Origin of the sequence: Photobacterium obscurum (assembly GCF_026191635.1) — a bacterium.
Lineage (GTDB): Bacteria > Pseudomonadota > Gammaproteobacteria > Enterobacterales > Vibrionaceae > Photobacterium > Photobacterium obscurum.
This window is the reverse complement of record NZ_JAKRRW010000009.1, coordinates 1-20659: the sequence shown is the minus strand read 5'-3', so window position 1 is coordinate 20659 and position 20659 is coordinate 1. Positions and strand designations below refer to the sequence as shown.

The 20659-nt window shown below is 46.3% G+C and carries 16 protein-coding genes and 1 pseudogene; 9 read left to right on the top strand and 8 right to left on the bottom strand.

Annotation, left to right across the window (positions count from 1 at the left end; genetic code table 11):
• Positions 1-303: 303 nt before the first annotated feature.
• Complete coding sequence (locus MD588_RS12880) at positions 304-2190, top strand: methyl-accepting chemotaxis protein (RefSeq protein WP_265697722.1); 1887 nt, start codon at positions 304-306, stop codon at positions 2188-2190.
• A 21-nt stretch (positions 2191-2211) separates the two neighbouring features.
• Here the strand turns inward: MD588_RS12880 and MD588_RS12875 are convergent, their stop codons facing one another.
• The gene (locus MD588_RS12875; protein ID WP_265697721.1) at positions 2212-3414 is read right to left on the bottom strand and encodes an MFS transporter; all 1203 of its coding nucleotides are present in this window, start codon (positions 3412-3414) and stop codon (positions 2212-2214) included.
• A gap of 122 nt (positions 3415-3536) precedes the next feature.
• Here MD588_RS12875 and MD588_RS12870 point away from each other — a divergent pair, with 122 nt between their 5' ends.
• From MD588_RS12870 to MD588_RS12855, 4 genes are all read left to right on the top strand, one after another.
• The gene (locus tag MD588_RS12870; RefSeq protein ID WP_265697903.1) at positions 3537-4409 is read left to right on the top strand and encodes a LysR family transcriptional regulator; all 873 of its coding nucleotides are present in this window, start codon (positions 3537-3539) and stop codon (positions 4407-4409) included.
• Positions 4410-4740: 331 nt separating this feature from the next.
• On the top strand, positions 4741-6096 hold the full coding sequence (gene dcuC / locus MD588_RS12865; RefSeq protein WP_265697720.1) for an anaerobic C4-dicarboxylate transporter DcuC: 1356 nt from the start codon (positions 4741-4743) through the stop codon (positions 6094-6096).
• Positions 6097-6356: 260 nt separating this feature from the next.
• The gene (locus MD588_RS12860; RefSeq protein ID WP_265697719.1) at positions 6357-7091 is read left to right on the top strand and encodes a DNA/RNA non-specific endonuclease; all 735 of its coding nucleotides are present in this window, start codon (positions 6357-6359) and stop codon (positions 7089-7091) included.
• Positions 7092-7571: 480 nt separating this feature from the next.
• Positions 7572-9917 carry a YgiQ family radical SAM protein gene (locus tag MD588_RS12855; RefSeq protein ID WP_265697718.1) on the top strand — a complete coding sequence of 782 codons (2346 nt, stop codon included), beginning with the start codon at positions 7572-7574 and terminating at the stop codon, positions 9915-9917.
• A gap of 100 nt (positions 9918-10017) precedes the next feature.
• Here the strand turns inward: MD588_RS12855 and MD588_RS12850 are convergent, their stop codons facing one another.
• The 4 genes from MD588_RS12850 to MD588_RS12835 form a co-directional block, all read right to left on the bottom strand.
• Positions 10018-10173, bottom strand: coding sequence for a hypothetical protein (locus MD588_RS12850; protein WP_265697716.1), 156 nt, complete (start codon positions 10171-10173; stop codon positions 10018-10020).
• A 115-nt stretch (positions 10174-10288) separates the two neighbouring features.
• Positions 10289-10786: a hypothetical protein gene (locus tag MD588_RS12845; protein ID WP_265697714.1), complete on the bottom strand. Its 498-nt coding sequence runs from the start codon at positions 10784-10786 to the stop codon at positions 10289-10291.
• Between the two features lie 115 nt (positions 10787-10901).
• Positions 10902-11279 carry a GFA family protein gene (locus MD588_RS12840; RefSeq protein ID WP_265697713.1) on the bottom strand — a complete coding sequence of 126 codons (378 nt, stop codon included), beginning with the start codon at positions 11277-11279 and terminating at the stop codon, positions 10902-10904.
• A gap of 298 nt (positions 11280-11577) precedes the next feature.
• A complete protein-coding gene (locus MD588_RS12835; protein ID WP_265697712.1) occupies positions 11578-12321 on the bottom strand; it encodes a YggN family protein in 744 nt (247 codons plus the stop codon).
• Positions 12322-12532: 211 nt separating this feature from the next.
• On the opposite strand from MD588_RS12835, the gene MD588_RS12830 reads away from it, so the two are divergent.
• Positions 12533-13018, top strand: a complete 486-nt coding sequence (locus MD588_RS12830; RefSeq protein WP_265697711.1) for a LabA-like NYN domain-containing protein — start codon at positions 12533-12535, stop codon at positions 13016-13018.
• 35 nt (positions 13019-13053) lie between these two features.
• Here MD588_RS12830 and MD588_RS12825 read toward each other — a convergent pair whose 3' ends face one another.
• Positions 13054-13740, bottom strand: a complete 687-nt coding sequence (locus tag MD588_RS12825) for a cation transporter (protein ID WP_265697902.1) — start codon at positions 13738-13740, stop codon at positions 13054-13056.
• Between the two features lie 184 nt (positions 13741-13924).
• Here MD588_RS12825 and MD588_RS12820 point away from each other — a divergent pair, with 184 nt between their 5' ends.
• Positions 13925-14809 carry a LysR family transcriptional regulator gene (locus tag MD588_RS12820; protein WP_265697710.1) on the top strand — a complete coding sequence of 295 codons (885 nt, stop codon included), beginning with the start codon at positions 13925-13927 and terminating at the stop codon, positions 14807-14809.
• A 141-nt stretch (positions 14810-14950) separates the two neighbouring features.
• Entirely contained in the window at positions 14951-15637 is a 687-nt protein-coding gene (gene aqpZ, locus MD588_RS12815) for an aquaporin Z (protein ID WP_265697901.1), read from the top strand.
• An 80-nt stretch (positions 15638-15717) separates the two neighbouring features.
• Here aqpZ and ydiJ read toward each other — a convergent pair whose 3' ends face one another.
• Both ydiJ and MD588_RS12805 read right to left on the bottom strand, forming a co-directional pair.
• Entirely contained in the window at positions 15718-18786 is a 3069-nt protein-coding gene (gene ydiJ, locus MD588_RS12810) for a D-2-hydroxyglutarate dehydrogenase YdiJ (protein ID WP_265697708.1), read from the bottom strand.
• 124 nt (positions 18787-18910) lie between these two features.
• Positions 18911-20392, bottom strand: coding sequence for a bifunctional NUDIX hydrolase/phosphatase PAP2 family protein (locus MD588_RS12805; protein WP_265697707.1), 1482 nt, complete (start codon positions 20390-20392; stop codon positions 18911-18913).
• A 96-nt stretch (positions 20393-20488) separates the two neighbouring features.
• Between MD588_RS12805 and MD588_RS26125 the strand changes: the two are divergent.
• Positions 20489-20659: pseudogene (locus tag MD588_RS26125) on the top strand (VRR-NUC domain-containing protein); the annotation flags it as partial.

Here is a 20659-nt window from a genome sequence, read left to right as displayed (position 1 = left end):
TTGACCCTCTTTCCATTTTTTTACCAATTTCCTGATATAGATCCTATAGTTATTTGTGTGCTAGAAAAATAGTCACCAGCGTAGTTAAATCTAGGCTCAGATTATTTTTCTGGTAACGACCTCTCGTTCAATGATGATAGAGAGGCTAAATTCGGGGGGAGCGTCAGGATGACCATCCTATAGCTGAAGTATGCAGTAGCTATCATTGTTACCAGTTGCGCTTGAGCGCTGCCGGCAACAGGTACCAGCCCCATGGATATCACCGTTCAGTAACGGTGTTGATAACCACTATGGGAGTCGTTAATGCATCTACTTTCTGTTCACACAATTAAGGCCAAACTCTACCTGTTCAGCTTTATTCTTGCCATTTCGATGATTGCCTTCGGTCTATTCGAGGCCAGCTCTTTCAACAAAATAGAAAAGCTGCAGTTTGCCGCGCAAGAAACGGCACATAGCAATACGGATTTACTAAAATTACGCCGGCATGAAAAGGATTTCCTCTCTCGGCTAGATCCGCAATATATCGAGAAATTCAACCAGGATCAGATTGCACTAAGCCAGCGGATTGATGGAATAAAATCCATCCTTGAGCAATACAGTGAACAGCATAACAACCAATTTGAACAGCTATTGGCTTTACTCGAGCAGTACTCAAACCAATTCAGCCTTATTGCCGACCAGAGCCTCCTTATTGGGCTCAGCATGAACGAAGGGTTACGGGGCAACATCGGCAATGCCGCTAATGATGCCGAGGAAAAAATCCTCGCAACCGGTGATGAGCAGCTTTATCGCATGCTGCTTACACTAAGACGCAACGAGAAAGACTTCATTATCACCAAAAATCCTGATCACCTCACCTATTTCAACAACAACCTAGACACCCTGCAAAGTACAATTCAGGACAAATCTTACAGCCGCTCTGAGCTAAAGGCGCTAAAGCGCAGCCTGATCATGTACCAGATGATGTTCGAAGAGCTGGTTGAAGGTTACACCACTATCGGTTTAAGCCACACCGAGGGGCTCTATGGCAAATTAAGAAAAACAGTCCATGTGGTTGAAGAGCAAATAAAGCAGCTTGAACAGGAAATCCTCAGTGAGATCCATCGCCTTCAGAAGCAAGAAAAAGTTACGCTGGCGGCAAGCGGAATCGGCCTGACTCTGATGATGCTGGCGGTGCTGCTGATGTTCAGCCGTCAAATCACCAAACGCCTAAGCAGCGTTAACCATATGATGAAAGATATTGCCGAAGGCAACGGTGATCTAACAGTACGAATGAACGATAACGGCAAAGACGAGCTGGCTCAGCTCAGCAACTCCTTTGATAAATTCACCTCGAAGCTACAGTCGATCATCTCTAGCACAGCCGGTATTTCGCAACAGCTTTCTACAGCAGCGAATGAGTCAACCACGGCCTCTGACAACAGTTTAACTAACGCCGAACAGCAACAGGCAGAGTCTGCCAATGTTGCGGCAGCAATTAACCAGTTGCTGGCAACCAGCAATGAAATTGCCAGCAATATTAATGATGCAGCAGACTCTGCAGAGCGGGTTAAAACCGAGGCTCAAAGCAGTTTGCAAACCAGCCAGCTGGCCGGCGACTGCATACAGGCCCTAGCTTCCGATATCGCCGAGGCTCAGACTCTAATCGAGCGCCTTGAAGACGATAGTACCAGCATTAACAAAGTGATTGCGGTTATCCGCGATATTACCGAGCAAACCAACCTGCTGGCACTCAATGCGGCTATCGAGGCTGCACGGGCCGGTGAACATGGGCGTGGCTTTGCTGTTGTTGCTGATGAAGTTCGTCTGCTGGCTCAACGCACTCACAGTTCAACCCAAGAAATTGAACAGACCATCGAAAAACTGCACGACGGTGTCGAGCAGAGCGTAACGATTATGCAGAAGAGCCAGGCCCAAACAGAGGTTACCGTCAGCCAGACCAATCAGGCAACTGAAGCGGTCAACCGTATCGTGGCTGCCATTACGGAAATCTCGGACAAGAACCTGCAGATAGCCTCGGCCTCGGAGCAACAGGCTATGGTTTCAGCCGAAATCGATCAAAATATCACCCGTATCTCGGAACTGGCCATCAGCACGGCAACCGCGGTGAATCAATCTTCGACAGCCAGCCGTGGGGTTTCGGCAATGGCGCAACAACTGGATAATGTCGTCGGTCAGTTTAAATACTGATGCCGATATAGAGTTTGTCCCTTAAGCCGCAGGCTGAACACCTTCTACTGCGGCTTTTTCTTTTATCAAACGAAAACACAGGCAATAAATAAGACCGTACAATACGCAGCCCCCAGCAAGCACGGCAGGCCATGCCCCGTATTGCCAACAAGCTATCAGGTAAAATCCTCCCAAGCTTCCCCCGGCATAGTAATGCACCAGATAAAGTGCCGTCGCCGTCGCTTTGGCCGTCGTAGCTTTCTGACTTACCCAGCCATAGGCCAATGAGTGGGTAAAGAATGCACCGGAGCTGATCAACATCAAACCGGCCATCATCGCCGGAATATTATCGGCAGCCGCAACCCACATCCCTACGACGCTTACCGTGGTCCCGATAAACATTCCAGTAACCGGGCTATGCGTCTGACTCCATTTTCCACTGAATTTTGCGGTCAATGTACCACTGAGGTAACAGAGGAATATCATCGATGCCCAGCTAACAGGCACTGAGTAGGGCTCAGCTACCAAGCGAAAGCCCATCACGCTGTATAGGTTCACAAACAGAGCAAAATTCACCCCACCAATCAACATCGCATACCAGAGTACCGGCTGCCTTAGATGCTGGATAACACTCCGCATGTGCCCTCGGAGCTGGCTCTTTTGAGCAACAAAATGCTGTTGAGGCGGAAGCAGCCTCAAAACAATCAGTGCAACGACAAGACTGAATACCGCCATGGCAATCACCGCGACTTTCCACCCCCAGGTATCTGCAATAAAACCACCCGCCAAACGCCCGACAATCCCACCTAATGAATTCGCACTGATATAACTACCAACAGCAACCATCAAGGCCCGGGGGGTAAACTCCTCGGCCATATAAGCGACGGCAACCGCTGCAAAACCGGCCAAGGCCGCGCCCATCCCAGCCCTGGCAAGGCTCAGCATCAGCAGGTTGTCGGCAAATAGCATCAGCAACCCGACAACAGGCAGCAAGAACAGGCTCATGAGCATCACCTTACGACGCCCAATAATTTCCGAACCAACCGCCCACGGCACAAGCATGATAGCCAGTGCCAATGTTCCTGCTGCCAGCAGCCAGTTAGCCTGGGTCGCACTGGCTGAAAATTCATTAGCCATCAACGGCAGCATTGGCTGAAAAAGGTAGAGGTTACAAAACACCAGAAATGAACCCAATGCCAGCGCTAAACTTGCCCGTCTATAAGCGGGGGTTTTAATGTCGATCATTGTCGTGACTGCCATACCGTATTAATTGAGAGAAAGATAGAGAACTCATAAAACGGTAGCAATTTACTTACAATAATGAAAATATATTAAAACTATAAAGATGATAAATGTTGTTTATAGCCATGGATATACGCCAACTCACTTACTTCGTCACACTTGCTGAAACCGGCAACTTCACCCGTGCTGCCGAACAGCTCCATATTGCCCAGCCGGCACTGAGCATTGCGATAAAAAAGCTGGAAAATCAGTTAGAGTTACCTCTGTTTCACCGAAATGATCGCAAGGTCGTACTCACACATGAAGGTAATATCTTGCTTGAACACGCGAGGCTGATCCTGCAACAAATGAAAGATGCCAATATCGCAATGGCCGAACTAAAAGGATTAGAGAAAGGCGAAGTACGTCTAGGGTTACCGAGTATGCTGGGATCCTATTTCTTTCCTGAGATCCTCATGGCGTTTAAGAGCCAGTACCCCAATTTGAAACTGACCATTGTGGAAGCTGGTACCCAGTCAATCCGGAAAATGCTACTCAGTGGCGAGCTAGATCTTGGTATTATTCACAACGCAGAAGTACCAGACAGCTTGCAGACCGAACATTTACTCACCTCGCAAATGGTCGCCGTCGCCAGTGAAGAGCATCCCCTCTCCCGCCAACAAACTGTCAGTTTTCGCAATTTCTTCGAACAAGAATTAGTCATGTTCAAACCGGGCTATTTTCACCGTGAATTCATTGACGAGATCTGCCATCAATACCGGTTTCAGCCCAACATTGCCTTTGAGACGAATCTTCTGCCGATGATTTTGAAGATTGTACGTAATGACTTTGCCATCACCGCATTGCTTGAGATGGTCACAGAGCATGAAAAAGGGTTAGTCCCAATCCCGTTTGAGCAAGCTGTATTTCTCGATATTGCTATTGCCTGGCGCAAAAATGGGTACTTATCCGTCGCTGATCGGGCATTTATGGAGTTTGTTAAAAAACATTGCCAATAAACCAGCTTTGTTACATTTAAAATTTCTTCTCCTAATATTTTGCTGCCGTGATAGTCCGTATTAGCGGCCCTAGCGGCAAACTGCTCAATATATAGACCAAAAACCGTAGTTAACCTTGCATTCACAGTGGCTTTTATAAAAATTATCATCACAGTAGCACAATGATAATACCCCACTAAAAATACTGCTTTAGATCATGAATGGGCTGATTTTATGTCGTTGATTTCCTAACTTTTAGGTAAATTAATCATAAATATTGTGTAAGAAAGTATTTTAGAAAATACACATTTTCGCTTTTTTTGTTTTATTTGTGGTTTAAGAGGACATTTCCATGTTGGAACTATTAATTGGTCTTCTGGTTGCAGTGGGTGTAGGTCGTTACATCTTCAAGGGATACACAGCAACTGGAGTGCTTTTAACTGGCGGTATTATTCTACTGGCCATCACTGCGGCGTTAGGTAAAAACGTACTGCCTACTGGCGTGACATCGACAGGCAACCCGTTAACAGACGTATTCGAGTACATCAAATACCTACTGATGTATCGTGCCGGCGGACTTGGCATGATGATCATGATGTTGTGTGGTTTCGCAGCCTACATGACTAAGATCGGTGCTAACGACATGGTGGTTAAAATGGCCTCTAAACCACTTCAGTTCATCAAGTCACCGTATGTACTTATGGTGGCAACTTATTTTGTTGCCTGCCTGATGTCATTAGCAGTATCGTCTGCAACTGGCCTTGGTGTTTTGCTAATGGCTACGCTGTTCCCGTTAATGGTTAACATGGGTATCAGCCGTGGTGCGGCAGCCGCTATCTGTGCATCACCTGCAGCAATCATTCTTTCTCCTACTTCAGGTGATGTTGTAGTCGCTGCTGAATCAGCAGGTATGGAGCTGATCGACTTTGCCTTCAAGACGACATTACCGATTTCAATCGTCGCGATTATCGGCATGGCTGTGGCGCACTTTTTCTGGCAGCGCTACCTTGATGATAAAGAAGGTGTCGTTCATGAAAAACTGGATGTCAGCGAGCTAGAAGTTAATGCACCGAAATTCTTCTGCATTCTTCCTTTCACGCCTATTATCGGTGTTCTTCTATTTAGTGGTAAATTGCTGCCTGAACTGCACATCGTAACCATCTTGGTTATCTGTATGTTCCTGTCTGCACTTATCGAGCTTGCTCGCCACCGTAATTCAACCGCAGTATTTGAAGGTTTAGATGCGGCCTATAAAGGCATGGCGGATGCGTTCTCCGGAGTAGTGATGCTGTTAATTGCTGCCGGCGTATTTGCTCAAGGTCTGAAATCAGTGGGCTTTATCGACAACCTACTACACCTTGCAGAAGTAGCAGGTGCCGGCGGCATCTTCCTAATGGTTCTACTGGTTGGTATCACGGCAATTGCCGCGGTAACAACAGGTTCTGGTAATGCTCCTTTCTACGCATTTGTAGAACTAATCCCAAGCCTTGCAGCCAAAATGGGCATCAACCCTGCTTACCTGGTAATCCCTATGCTTCAGGCGTCGAACCTTGGCCGTACTATCTCTCCGGTATCTGGTGTAGTGGTTGCCTGTTCCGGAATGGCAAAACTATCGCCATTTGAAGTCGTGAAACGTACTTCGGTTCCTGTTTTTGTTGGCATCATTATCGTGATCATTTCTACCCAAATCATGGTACCGGCAGCATAAAGTTACCAGCTCTCTAATTCTAGAAGTCTAAAAGCCCACAGCCTTGTGGGCTTTTTTATAAAAGATAACAAGTATTCTCAAGCGCTGACCTCAAGACACGCAATCATATCTATGCTACTAATATTGTTGATAAAGTGCGTAAAATCCCACTCTTGTAATTCATAAAAAATATCTATCACAATCTACAGGCATATCAATACCGACATATTGATATGATTAATATTATTGACCGTCCTATACACACTTAATATGGACGAAACATGAAACACCTCTTATTTGCAATATTAGGTATTGCCCTATCAGCATCCGCTTCCGCTGCAATCTGCCACCAACACCTTGAAAAAGGTACACCAAACAGCAGCGATCAAATTTTATGCAGAGACGGTTATGCTGCAGGATATAATTACCAGAATAAAGTATCTAACTGGGTTGCGTACCACATAACTAAAGAGAGTGTGAATGCTTTTTATGAGCGTTCTAACAGCTTTCGTACTGATAAAGAGCTACCTGCCGTTTTCCGCGCAACAAGCAGTGACTATACAAAATCAGGCTATGACCGAGGACACTTAGCACCATCAGGTACCATGGACTTCTCCCAGGAGTCGATGCAGCAAAGTTTCTTAATGTCGAATATGGCACCACAACTGCCAGGTTTTAATCGTGGTGGCTGGAAAGCCCTTGAAGAAAAAGTACGTGAATGGGCCAATACTTACGACGAGCTTTATGTTGTTTCTGGTCCGATTTGGGATGGTAATGAAACGTATATTGGTAACGGTGTCTACATTCCTAATCGTTTCTATAAAGTAATTCTCGATCCAAATTACAATGATGCGATCGCATTTATTCTCCCGCACCGAAAAGTATCTTCATCTGAATTACCTTCTTTCATTACAACTGTTGATGAAGTTGAACAAGTTACACAACTCGATTTCTTTAGCACTCTACCAGAGAGTATTGAAGACGAAATTGAGTCTCAACTATGGGAAATGTGGTAATTTTTAACTCACTACAACCATGGACAAATGACTAGACTAGGGTGTGTCCCTTAATTATTTGCACCATCGTTATTGGTCCAAAATTCGTGATGGCAATCCAAATGGTGATGAACATAGTGGTTCTATCTTCAAGCTATTTGGGGCAGCTAGCGTGGATTTTGGCCATAACCCTTCGGGCTGTGCTATTTTCTGTGCATAACTGCCTTAAAAATCACTCATTTGGCCCACCAAATCACGTAATTTTCAAGTTGCTCTGCTTGAAAATAGCAGCAGCGATGGACGCAACATAATTGAGGGACACACCCTAGAGTAAAGCGAATGATTAAGGCAGCCATGCTGCCTTTTTTACATAAATTCGCACTAAGATTAATCAACAGAATTATCATGCCTTCTGTACTCGCCAATCCCAGGGAATATCGGGGCTAGCCAGTTATTTACCAAGCGGCTATAATTCCCGCCTTCTAAGATTGAGGCCAATGTATGCACACTGAAGTAACACCAATAAATAGCTATCCAAAATACTGGGCTGAATGCTACGGCACCGCGCCGTTCCTGCCGACGACACGGGCGGAAATGGATGCACTGGGCTGGGATAGCTGCGACATTATTATCGTTACCGGTGATGCTTATGTTGACCATCCGAGCTTTGGGATGGCCGTTATTGGCCGTTTGCTCGAATCCCAGGGGTTCCGTGTCGGGATCATCGCGCAGCCGGAATGGAATAACAAAGACGCTTTCATGTCACTGGGCAAGCCAAATCTATTCTTTGGTATCACCGCTGGTAACATGGATTCCATGATCAACCGCTATACGGCTGACCGTAAACTACGCCATGATGATGCGTATACCCCAAACAACGAAGGTGGCAAGCGCCCAGACCGTGCGGTTCTTGTTTATTCCCAGCGTTGCCGTGAAGCCTATAAAGAAACCCCAATCGTCTTGGGTGGTATCGAAGCCAGCCTACGCCGACTGTCACACTACGACTACTGGTCTGATAAAGTTCGTCGCTCTGTGTTGTTTGATGCCAAAGGCGACATTCTGCTGTTCGGTAATGCCGAGCGTGCACTGGTTGAGGTCGCTCACCGTCTATCCAATGGCGAAGACATTGCAACCCTGACCAATATCGCCGGTACCGCAGTGATCATGAAAGAGCTGCCGGAAGGTTACCGCGAAATCGATTCGAGCCGCATAGAAAAACCGGGCAAGGCAATGGCCATGCCAAACCCTTATGCGACGGAAGAAAACTGCGAAAGCAATAAAGCCGAGAAAAAAGCGGAGATCGAAGCCAAACCAGTGCAGGTCCAACCGTCTCGCCACGATTCAAACACAACGGTCATTCGCCTGCCGTCGTTTGAAAAGCTACGTAACGACCGTATTCTGTATGCGCACGCAAGCCGCGTGATGCACTTGGAAACCAACCCATATTCGTCACGAGCCCTGATCCAGAAACATGCCGATCGTGAGCTTTGGATCAATAAACCGCCAATTCCGCTGACGACTGAAGAAATGGACTTTGTGTTTGGCCTGCCTTTCGCTCGTGTTCCGCACCCTTCATACGGCAAGGCGAAAATTCCGGCCTACGATATGATCAAAACCAGTGTGAATATCATGCGTGGTTGCTTTGGTGGCTGTTCTTTCTGCTCTATTACCGAGCACGAGGGGCGTATCATTCAAAATCGCTCTCAGGAGTCGATTTTGAGCGAACTCGAAGATATTCGCGACAAAGTACCGGGCTTTACCGGCACCATTTCAGATTTGGGTGGCCCGACAGCAAATATGTATCGTCTGGGTTGTTCTGATGTGCGTGCAGAGGCTAACTGCCGTCGTCCGTCATGTATCTTCCCCGAAATCTGTAAGAAGCTAAATACAGACCATAAACATACCATCGACCTTTACCGTAAGGCACGTAATGTTGATGGTATCAAAAAGATCATGATCGCTTCCGGTGTACGCTACGATCTGGCGGTTGAGTCTCCAGAATATGTCCGCGAGCTAGTTACCCACCATGTCGGTGGTTACCTGAAGATTGCGCCTGAGCATACCGAAAAAGGTACGCTGGATCTGATGATGAAGCCGGGCATGGGCACCTATGACCGCTTCAAGGAAATGTTTGAGAAATACAGCAAAGATGCCGGTAAAAAGCAGTATCTGATCCCGTATTTCATTTCGGCACACCCAGGTTCTACTGATGAAGACATGCTGAACCTTGCGCTTTGGCTCAAGAAAAATGACTTCCAGTGTGATCAGGTACAGAACTTCTACCCGTCGCCGATGTGTAACGCGACCGCGATGTATCACTCGGAAACGAACCCACTCAAACGAGTAAAGTACAAAAAGCGTGAAGACCTGTTTGTTGCCAAGGGTGAGCGTCAACGCCGCCTGCATAAAGCACTATTGCGCTACCACGATCCGCTGAACTGGCCGCTGATCCGCGAAGCCCTGGTATCAATGGGGAAAAAATATCTGATCGGTGATCGACCAAACTGCCTCGTACCTGAAGAAGGCAGCGAAGCAGAGATGACCCCGGCGCAACGCCGAGGCTCAGGCCGCCATGGTGCCAAACGGTTTGCTACCAAACACCCGAATCAGCCGGATATCCGTAAAGACGGTAAGCGCCAATCGGGCAACCGCTCTAACGGTAACAACAAAGGTAGCCAGCAAGGCGGAAAGACCAGAAATGGCAATAAGCCGGCAGGGCAGCCGTCGGGGAACCGAAATAGCACAGGCTCTAACCGGCCGAACCGTAATGGTGGTAACGGTAAACCCGCTGCGGGTGGCCAGCGTCAGGGTGGCAAGCCAAACCGAAACCGCACAAAAGCTCGCTAATAAGCAAGCGATAAACATAAAAGCCCGCTATCAAGCGGGCTTTATTATATCTGTCTTTAACTTGGGCCTGTTTATCTCTACTGATGCAATATCACGATAACTAACGTAGTAACTCAGTGGCCATCAAGAACACTACAGCACTGCCTATCACAATACCTAATCCGATAAGCACTTTCTTCTGGGCGCTTTCATCCAAATAATTGGTCGCCAAAAAAGCCAAGAGTAACAGGACAATGATAACGGCGATTTTTAACATATGTTCACCCTAGACACCAAACTGACGACATTACTCACCCTAGCACACTTTTGTTATAGGTTAAGCTTGTGAAATCAATACCTTTACCTATTTTTGATCATGGTTAAATTTATTGTTAGTCCCGAAGCCATTTGATCATTGCCGGAAACACAACCATATTGTCATTTAAATTCCGGGTTGGCTCATTAGTCATTCCTGCCCACTGTAATAGCGGTACACCGATAGAGCGCCCCGTACTAAATTTCTCAATAATTTCACAAGAGCTGTCACCATAACGGCTTGTAGCAAAAATGACATCCGAGGTTAAATTCAAATGCTTCAGTGCAGCCCAACACCAGGCGATTACCATCATATCGTCACATGGCTCATGTAAAATATGACCGTTTAGCTTCGCTCTATCCACAGATGGGGATACAGCAATTTTTCCAGCTTGATACAACAGCTCTCCGGGTGAGAATAACTTTCCTCTATCAATATATAGCCTTCCTTCTTTAAGGCTAATTCCAGAACAAAATGTTTTCTCATCTAACAATGTATATTCTATCGAGAGACCTATGTTGTTCAGAAAACTCATAATCAACATGATGGCACTATATTTCTCTTCTTCACACACCTGAAATTCAAACCTCCTAACTCTATAGGGTGAAGATATATACTCAAGTAACCGCAAAATGTTTGTTTCAACACCTTGAAGTAACTTGGGTATATACCTATCACCGACATTTGCTTCAGTTGTGATCTGATGGATGATTTATACCATCGTGAACCGGCACGTTTTCAAGTTCATAAGGATTCACTCCTTCCAGGCAACCAACATTAAATCCATATTCATTAGGGTTTGACCTCCGCAGGTGGTGCGTATAAATACCACAACGTGAGCAGAAATAATGCTTTGCTGTATAGGTATTAAACTGATACAGACTAAGATACGACTCACCTTCAGTGATTTTAATACCATCTAGAGACACCGAGGCTACAATCGCCCCTTTGCGCCGACACATGGAGCAATCACATCGACGAAGGTGCTCAAGCCCACGAGGTAATGTCAGCTCAAACTTCACGCTTCCACAGTGACATGACGCTGTATGTAGCGGTTTAATATCCATATATTTATGCCTTAATGCTGTTCAACAATCAGATCATTACTGCAACGTTGCAAATTATTATTTTAGCAAGAGCTTTAATTGATACAATCACAAAGGGAAATAAATGTGCCACTTATACTTGTTAGCACGTATTGACATTATTGTTACTGATACCTAAATACAACCTCAGCTCACACTTCGTGTGCCAAAACGAGATACCCCTTCCGGTCAATATAAAAATGCCACTCGTATACTGAGTGGCATTTTTATTTTATGGCTGCAAAGCAGATTACAAACTATTACAAATCTATACTTTAAATTATATTTCAAACATCTGGTAATCTTTCAATTCAGGTATAGCCTTATGCAATTCTTGCTCTTCTTCTGCAAGGCCTGTTATTGACTCACAAAGATCATTTGCTTTTATTGATATTTCGCCCGAACGAGAGCGAATTTTCTCTTCTATACGAACTTTGAGTTCAGAAAATTTCTGTTGAAGTTCAGTGAAATTGATCTCTCCATTTTTCATTTCCTGTGACAATGCGGCAAATAAACCTGACATCGATTCAACACTGACATGTTTCATCGCTTGCTCAAATTCCTGTTTCCAATCTGAGTCAACACTTTCAAACAAGTTCGTCGGCATCACGAACTCACCATCTTGATAGAATTTTTGCTGTGCTTTTTGCCCGTATTCGTCGATCAGTGCCTCAACCTTGGTAAATGATTCCTTAGAATCAAAGTCCTCTGAAACTTCCTTCAAAATGTCGGAGGCCATACTCACACCATCATCAGCTATATCAGCCATCTTAGGCAGGTACTCTTTAACGCCTTGGCTGTAGGTATCAACGGCTTTCTGTTGCATCGAGTCCAGTGTTAACTGCTTTCCATTGATGTAAACCTGATTATTTTCATCAATCAGCATTTTGGGTTGGCCTTCTTGATAGACAGATACTTGCTCCCCGGCAATATGAATTTCGTTCTGTACATTAACCGGGCAACTCTGCGCATAGACTCCTGTTGAGCAAACAAAAAGGCTAGCCATCACAAATTTTTTCATCATTACTGTCTTCTCAAATTTGAATCTTTCTCTGGGTTAACTGTCACATTTTTCAACCCGATCTACAAGTGCCGCAAATCCCCTGATCTGCTAAGAATACGCCGATATAAGACCCATACAATACTCAAGTAATTGTCCGGATTTATATTATCAACTTGTTTTTTTAGCTGTTAATAGGCAATCTGTGTACTTCATTCATCTGGTCTGAGTTATTGTGGAAAAAGTCGCTATTTTCGTCGATGTACAAAACATTTACTACACGGTAAAAGATACTTACGGGTGTAATTTTGATTACAATGCATTCTGGGCTGAAGCCACTCAGGGCCGCGAGGTTGTCGCGGCCTATGCCTATGCTATCCACCGGGGTGATGAAAAACAGCGCCAATTCCAGAACATCCTAAGAGGGATTGGGTTTGATGTGAAATTAAAGCCATTTATCCAACGCAGTGATGGTTCTGCGAAAGGTGACTGGGATGTCGGTATTACACTGGATGTGATTGAACATGCCCCTGACGTTGACCATATTATTCTGCTTTCAGGCGATGGCGATTTCGACCTTCTGGTTGATAAAGTGCAGTCCAAGTTCAACGTGAGTGTCGAGGTTTATGGGGTTCCAGCGTTAACTGCTAGCTCGCTCATCAATACCGCCAAGTACTTCCGTGAAATTGAAGGCACTCTGCTTTTAGGTCAAAAACAATAAGCGGTAAGGGAAAGCGCCAACCCGCTTTCCCCTCCCTAAACATCATTTGCAACAGTATCACTAACTTGAATTGTTGAAAGTGTTTTAAGCTCGTTAACCGCACCTAATACCATTTTTATCGGGACAATGACGAAATAAATCGAAGCAATCACCACCATTACCGGGTCGGCATATACAGAATAATCCGAGAGCTGAGTGTATTTCATAATAGTGGCAATGATAAACCCGCACATTACCGCTCCGCTAATCACCGTATCCATTACCCATTGCTTGGTTTCAGCTTCCACCAGTGCCGAGTTGGCTTGCTTGCCTTTCTTGACCATAACCAAAATGGTCAACAAGCAGCCGACAATATTAATGACCCCAAATAATAACGCCAATCCCGCATCAACTTCACGTCCTCCATCCATAATAGCGATAACAGCCGAACTAAATGAAATGCAACACATTACCGCAATTACGATGCCTTTAAACGCAATCACCGCCGGTTCAATCTTGGCTACATTCTGCGGCTTCATTTTTACAGCAGGCTTGCGAATATAAACGGCAGCACCTAACGACACTAATGTCAGCGCCAGGCTCACAAACGAATAGGCCCCGTCGAAAACGATAACCAAAGATCCCATCCATAGCCCAAGGCCGATCCCCATCATGGCAAACAGAAATGATGATAAGGTTGAAAACTGAAGCAGCCTACGCTCTAGCTGCACATTACAAGACATATTAACCTCTACCAGCCGACGTACTTTTCGTCGGGCATTCTTCATTGACTAATTTATATCCCTATATTAACTCATTATTTTTTGTTGCTATAATCACTCAGTGTCAATCTTTTCGTCGCTCAAGCGCCACAACCATAACACTAACCAATGAAATGCAATTAATCATTCATCTAGGGTGTATACAGTGAAAATTAACCAAATAGAAATGTTCATTCACACTCTCCAGAGCGGTTCAATTACGGAAGCGGCACGCAAATTAAATAAAAGCCGCACTACCGTAAGCGCAGCATTAAGTGCTTTTGAGGACGATCTTGGTGTTCAGCTATTACACCGTACCGGCAACAAGGTTCAATTAACCGATATTGGCGAAGCAATTGCCAATGACTGCGAGCGCTTGCTGATGATAGCGAATGACATTCATAATAAATGTTCCCAACATCTTAATGGGGTAGAGTCTGCGATACGAATTGCACGCGATGATACCTTGCCCGAATCGCTATGGCGCAGTTTGGTACAACAGATGAGTGAACGCTTTCCTGATACCAGCATTTCTGTATATGTTGCACCACCGCCAGAACTAGAACAGATGGTAAAACAGAATGTTATTGACGTTGCTTACGGCCTGCTACCTGGCGACCATCAAATTCCGACAGTCTATCATCGGGAGCTTGGGCAGATTCGTATGATGTCGGTAGCCCACAAAGACCACCCCTTAAGCCAATTAAGGAAAGTGATCAGTACCGACTTAGAACGCTATACCGAAATCGCTCTTGCTTATATCGAAAACGAGAGTCTACGAGCTGTTACGCCACGCTCAAGCAATTTCATTGCCCTGCCCTTCTATGAACACCTCAGAGATGCAGTACTCGATGGTACGGGCTGGTCTTATGTACCCGCCCTGCTGATAAACGATCACCTGCGCGATGGCGACATCAAGGTACTCAAGCACAATAAGGCAACGAGCTGGCAGCCATACGGCGAAATAATTGAAAATGAAACCAGGCGGGGAGTTGTTATCGAATGGCTGTCAGATCGACTTGAAAACTTCTTATTGGATGCTAACCACTAGCTAAGTGTCATACTTATCCAGATTGGTATTATCAAACAACATCAGCTACAGGCTAACTTTTCTATTTTGAGCACGGAGTTCGAAAATTCTCTTCCTATACTCTGATCTGGTGTTCCCCTGTCATTGAGGATAACAATAATGATTAAGAAGCTAGTGGCTGAGTTTATCGGAACCTTCTGGTTAGTCCTAGGAGGTTGTAGCAGTGCAGTACTTGCAGCAGCCTTTCCCGACGTCGGCATCGGTCTGCTTGGCGTATCATTTGCTTTTGGTTTAACCGTTGTGACTATGGCCTATGCCATCGGGCATATTTCCGGCTGTCACCTCAATCCGGCGGTTACCGTTGGACTTTGGGCTGGAGGGCGCTTTCCCGCCAATGAGGTCGCCCAATACATCGTATTTCAAGTATTGGGCGGTATATTGGGTGCCTTTGTTCTATATATCATTGCCAGTGGGCAAGCCGGATTTGACCTTGCGGGCGGCCTAGCTTCTAACGGCTACGGCGACCACTCCCCCGGAGGCTATACCATGCTATCGGGGTTCATCACCGAAGTCGTTATGACATTCATGTTCCTCATCGTGATCCTCGGTGCTACCCATAAGCTCGCCACACCATCGATGGCTGGTTTGGCAATCGGTTTGGCCCTGGTACTCATCCACTTGATCAGTATCCCGGTGACGAATACATCTGTTAACCCGGCTAGGAGCACCGGCCCTGCCATTATGGTAGGCGACTGGGCCATGGCTCAACTGTGGCTATTCTGGGTTGCGCCAATTCTGGGGGCTATTGCCGCCGGATTTGTTTATCGCTGGCTGAGCCCAAACGATTAACAGCTGTATAAAATTACGAAAAAGCGAGAGCCAACAGACTCTCGCTTGATATTTTTCTGCTCTCGCCCTATGGGTTAGCCTCAAGGCAGATTATTCACTACCCGCAGCAGCACCTGTACCGGATGTTTCATTTTAATGTGCTCAATACGTTTCACCTGACTACGGCATGAGTAGCCTGTTGCCATACAGCGGTCTGTATCAAGCTGTTCGAGGTTTGGCTGCCAACTCAAGTTGTAAATATCTTTCGACATTGCCATCTTGTCTTTCTCATGACCAAAAGTTCCGGCCATCCCGCAGCACCCGACAGAAACAGGCATCAAATTGGCACCGAACTGACCAAAGATAGCCGCCCACTCCTTCTCAGCATTTGGCATCTTGGTTTTCTCGGTACAATGAGCAAACAAGTACCAAATATCATCTTGTCGCAACGGATAGGATGGCATCTCCTGTAATAAAGGCATCAGCCATTCATGCGCCGTTAGCACATGGAAATCACCACGCTTGTCAGCAAGCATTTCCGCATACTCATCCCGGTAACAAAGAACCAAGGCAGGATCGACGCCTACGAGTGGAATATTCAATTCCGCAAGCTGGTTTAAGAAGTCGGCAGTATTACGAGCCGTCTTGGCAAACTGACGCAAAAAACCCTTCACGTGCTGGGCCTTACCGTTCGGCTTAAACGGCAGTAGCATTGGTTTCTTGCCCAGCTTCTCAATCAGGTAGACAAAATCTCTTACTACCTCTGCATCGTAAAAACTGGTGAATGGATCCTGAACGATCAACACATAGTCCTGACGCTCACGTTCTGATAAAGCCTGTAACCATTTCAGGTCGAAACGCGTGGCATGGTGGCCATCTAGCCCCTCCATTAACGTCGGTACCGATAAGCTTGGCATATCAACATAGCCTATCGTTTTCTCGGTTAGTTTCTGTGACCAAGAAGGGCGCATAAAGGCGTTAAAGGTGGCGGGGGCTTTTGCCATTAATGGTAGGTAGCTCTCTACATAAGCGACCAGATAATCTTTCGCCGGACGCTGATAACGGCTGTAGTATAGGTTCATAAAACGTGAACGGAAGCTCGGTACATCCACTTTAATCGGGCATTGGCTCGCACAGGCCTTACAGGCCAGGCAGCCGTTCATAGCTTCCATAACTTCATGGGAAAAATCGTAGTCAGCCTTGCGACGGCCAAAGCTATTTCTGAAACGGTCGATGATCTGCTTCACCGAAGGAGACTGGCTCATCAGTTCCGTCTCTAGCTTGATCGGATCGATCCCCAGCTCAGACAGCTGCCTTAGCCATTCACGGACCAAACCTGCTCGGCCTTTCGGTGAGTGGCGACGATCGGCGGTGATCTTCATCGATGGGCACATTGGCGAACTGGTATCGTAGTTAAAGCACAAGCCATTACCATTGCACTCCATCGCCTGCTTGAAGCTGTCCCGCACTTTCACCGGGATCTGACGGTCGTAAAATCCACGTTTCACCCCATCCACTTTAACTAGATCTGCGTCGCTATGAAGTGGCGTACAGATCTTGCCGGGATTCATCCGGTTATCCGGATCAAACGCAGCCTTGATCCGCCGTAGTTCAGTAAACAGTTCGTCACCGAAAAATTCCGGACCGTATTCGGAGCGGAAGCCTTTGCCGTGCTCGCCCCACATCAAACCGCCGTATTTGGCAACCAGAGCGACAACCTGATCAGAGATTTCCTTCATCAGGCGTTCTTGCTTCGGATCGCACATATCCAGCGCAGGGCGAACATGAAGTACCCCGGCGTCAACATGGCCGAACATACCGTAATCAAGCTGTTTTTCATCAAGCAACTGACGAAATTCAACGATAAAGTCCGCAAGGTTTTCCGGAGGTACACAAGTATCTTCAGCGAATGCGACAGGCTTTTTACTGCCTTTCGCCGCCCCTAACAGACCGACGGCTTTTTTCCGCATCCCATAGATTTTTTGGATCCCGGCCAGATCATTACAAACCTGGTAGCCAATCACCCCGCTTCTCTTTTTCGCGATTAACTCATCAAGCTGCGCACACAAAGCCTCAACCTGACGCTGGTTTTCCTCCGGATGATTGCTGGCAAATTCAACCATGTTGATACCCAGCAGCTCTTTGCCAGGCACATCAGTCAGAAGATCACTGACGGTATGCCAGACAATATCTTGCTTGGCCAGGTTCAACACACGGGAATCAACGGTCTCAACCGATAGCGCCTGCGCTTCAACCATCATTGGCGCATTACGCAATGCCGAGTCAAAACTATCGTATTTAATATTAACTAGAGCGCGAGATTTCGGGATCGGTGTAATATTAAGCTTGGCTTCCGCGATAAAGGCCAGCGACCCTTCGGCACCACACAACAGACGGGCAATATCAAACGACGTCACCGTGTCATCGAACACATTTTTTAAATCATAACCGGTTAGAAAGCGGTTTAATTGCGGAAACTTTTCAATAATTTGTTGGCGTTTGTCGCGACAAACCTGTGATGAGGTATGAAGTGCAACCGATGCCAGATCATCCACCTGCGGTAAGGCAAGTAGTGCATCCTCGCTTAGCGGCTCGGTGTTGAGTACCGAACCGTCAACCAACACCGCAGTAAGCGACAAAACATGATCTGATGTTTTTCCGTACTTCAGTGATCCCTGCCCCGACGCATCGGTATTAATCATCCCGCCAATCGTTGCCCGGTTGCTGGTTGAAAGATCCGGTGAGAAGAAATAGCCGTAAGGACGTAGGGCATCATTAAGCTGATCCTTTATCACACCCGTTTGTACTTTCACCCACCCCTCTTCAGGGTTAACTTCAAGGATCTGGTTCATATGGCGTGACAAGTCCACAACAATACCAGGCGTCAGCGACTGACCATTGGTACCGGTGCCGCCGCCACGGGCGGAGAACGTAACTTGCTTATAATCAGAGTGTTGGCCAATTCGACCAATCAGAATGAGATCATCCACAGAGCGGGGAAATACGACTGCCTGCGGTAACAGCTGATAGACACTGTTGTCTGTGGCAACTGCTAATCTACTGGCATAGGCTTGCTCGATATCGCCGGAAAAACCGGCTGTGTCCAACTCGTTCAGGTATGACAGCACAACATCGTCGATACTGTGCTGGTGCGTCAGTGCGGGTAACATTGCTCTCCTTGTCCAGCATAACTGTCGTATCCTACGACTACTGGCCTCTCTTTATAATCGATTGCATTCACTTTACCTCACTACGGGTATGAAACAAAGTGTGACAGAGTGCAACTGCTTAAATCTAGGATGCCAACTTACGGGATAACAACGAGGTGCCCGCTACCAGCCAAAAAGCGGCCAGTATCCAACCGACTACCCGAATAGCCAAAACAATTAGGCTCACTGTTGATTGATTTGCCAGGGCTTCAACCCCATAGCCAATGGCGGCCAAACCAACCACCAATATGACCATCAGCACTAACCGGCCTACAGCTGGAACCTTTACAGGCTTTATCGGTAACGCTTCTACAGCAAAAAGTATTCCCAGCACGATTGCAAATATATACACATGGACAGGAGCCAGGGTAAGACTTGCCGTAACCCCGATCGCAATAGCCACCGAGAGCCAAAACCATTTGCTGGCAATACAGGCTTGTAACGAAGAACGTGCCGCAGTTCGCCACACAATAAGTGCAGAAACCATTGCCAAGCCAAGCAGAATACTAACAATCGTGTCGCTGATGAAGTGAACCCCAAACCACACTCGGGCAACCGCCTGGCCAATAACTAGCAAAAAGAACAATGGCAAAGATAGCCATTTAACAGTACGGCTAACCCGCAGGCTTAGCATGTACCAGCACATTCCCCACAGTATGGTTGCCATCAGTGTATGGGTACTTGGAAAGCCAAAACCATAGGCGTTGATCTGCTGTAACTCAGGAATAATATAAGACGGACGAGGTGAGGCTATACCAAGCTTAAACAATGAAGCGGTAAAGATCGCCAACAACAACAGTACAACCAACTGCAGCAGTGCCAGAGGGCCGTATAACCCTGCGACAACCACAACTAACAAGCCAATAAATAAGGATTCGCCAGGCAGGTTGGCAAGGTACATTACGCGTTCAAAAACTGTCTGATATATTTCCGGCATCGCTTTTATCGACTGCTGAAACTGCCTAATCAACGTCAGCTCCAGGCGGTGCAAAGTGTTTACCTGCTCACTGAGATCCGAATAAATTTCTAGCTCACTCGACGGAGTTCTTTCAAGCCAATCACCAAGCAGAGGAGCATCATCTGGATAACGATAGTCTTTAGGATCAACCTCGCTGGGATCAATTAAGTAGACACGCTGTATTTCAGTCGCAAAATGTTGTGAAAACCATGATGCAACAATTTGATGGCCAGTATGATCTTTGAAAGAAGACACAAGAATTGGAGACTCCGCCACACAGCGATAAATGGCTGCGCGTCCTCGATATTGCAGCAAATCCCCCACTGTCACCACAATACCCGTTTCTTCTAATGCCTCCCGTGCGGCAGCCTGCTGCGGAGTATCTCCCTGATCAATATAACCGCCAGGTAACGAAATTTTCTTCGTAATAACTTCTGACATCATGATCATTTTGTTTTCATGGCGAATAATGCAGACAGCACCGATAATACCATCCGGTAGATCAGTAGCTCCATCAACAGTTGCATTGCCTGCAAAAACCGGAGAGAAAAGGCCGACAATAAAATGTAAGATACATAGACGAAGAAAGATATTTAGCTGAGCAATCACAATTGACCTCATCAGGTAGAGTTCAGGCATGCATGTTAACAGTTAGCTTGTGCCTAAACCATTGAGAATCAAATCAAATGCGATAAAGTAATCACTATGAAACCCATTGAACTAAAGCCAGATTACTACCTCCAAAACTTTATAGTCTTGCTCAACAATATCGAACAGCGCTACCAAGATCTACTTAGTGCCGAAGAATTAAGCTGGATAAATACCTTCCACAATCTGCCTCGTGACGCTCAAATGCTTTGCATACGCTTGCTATCA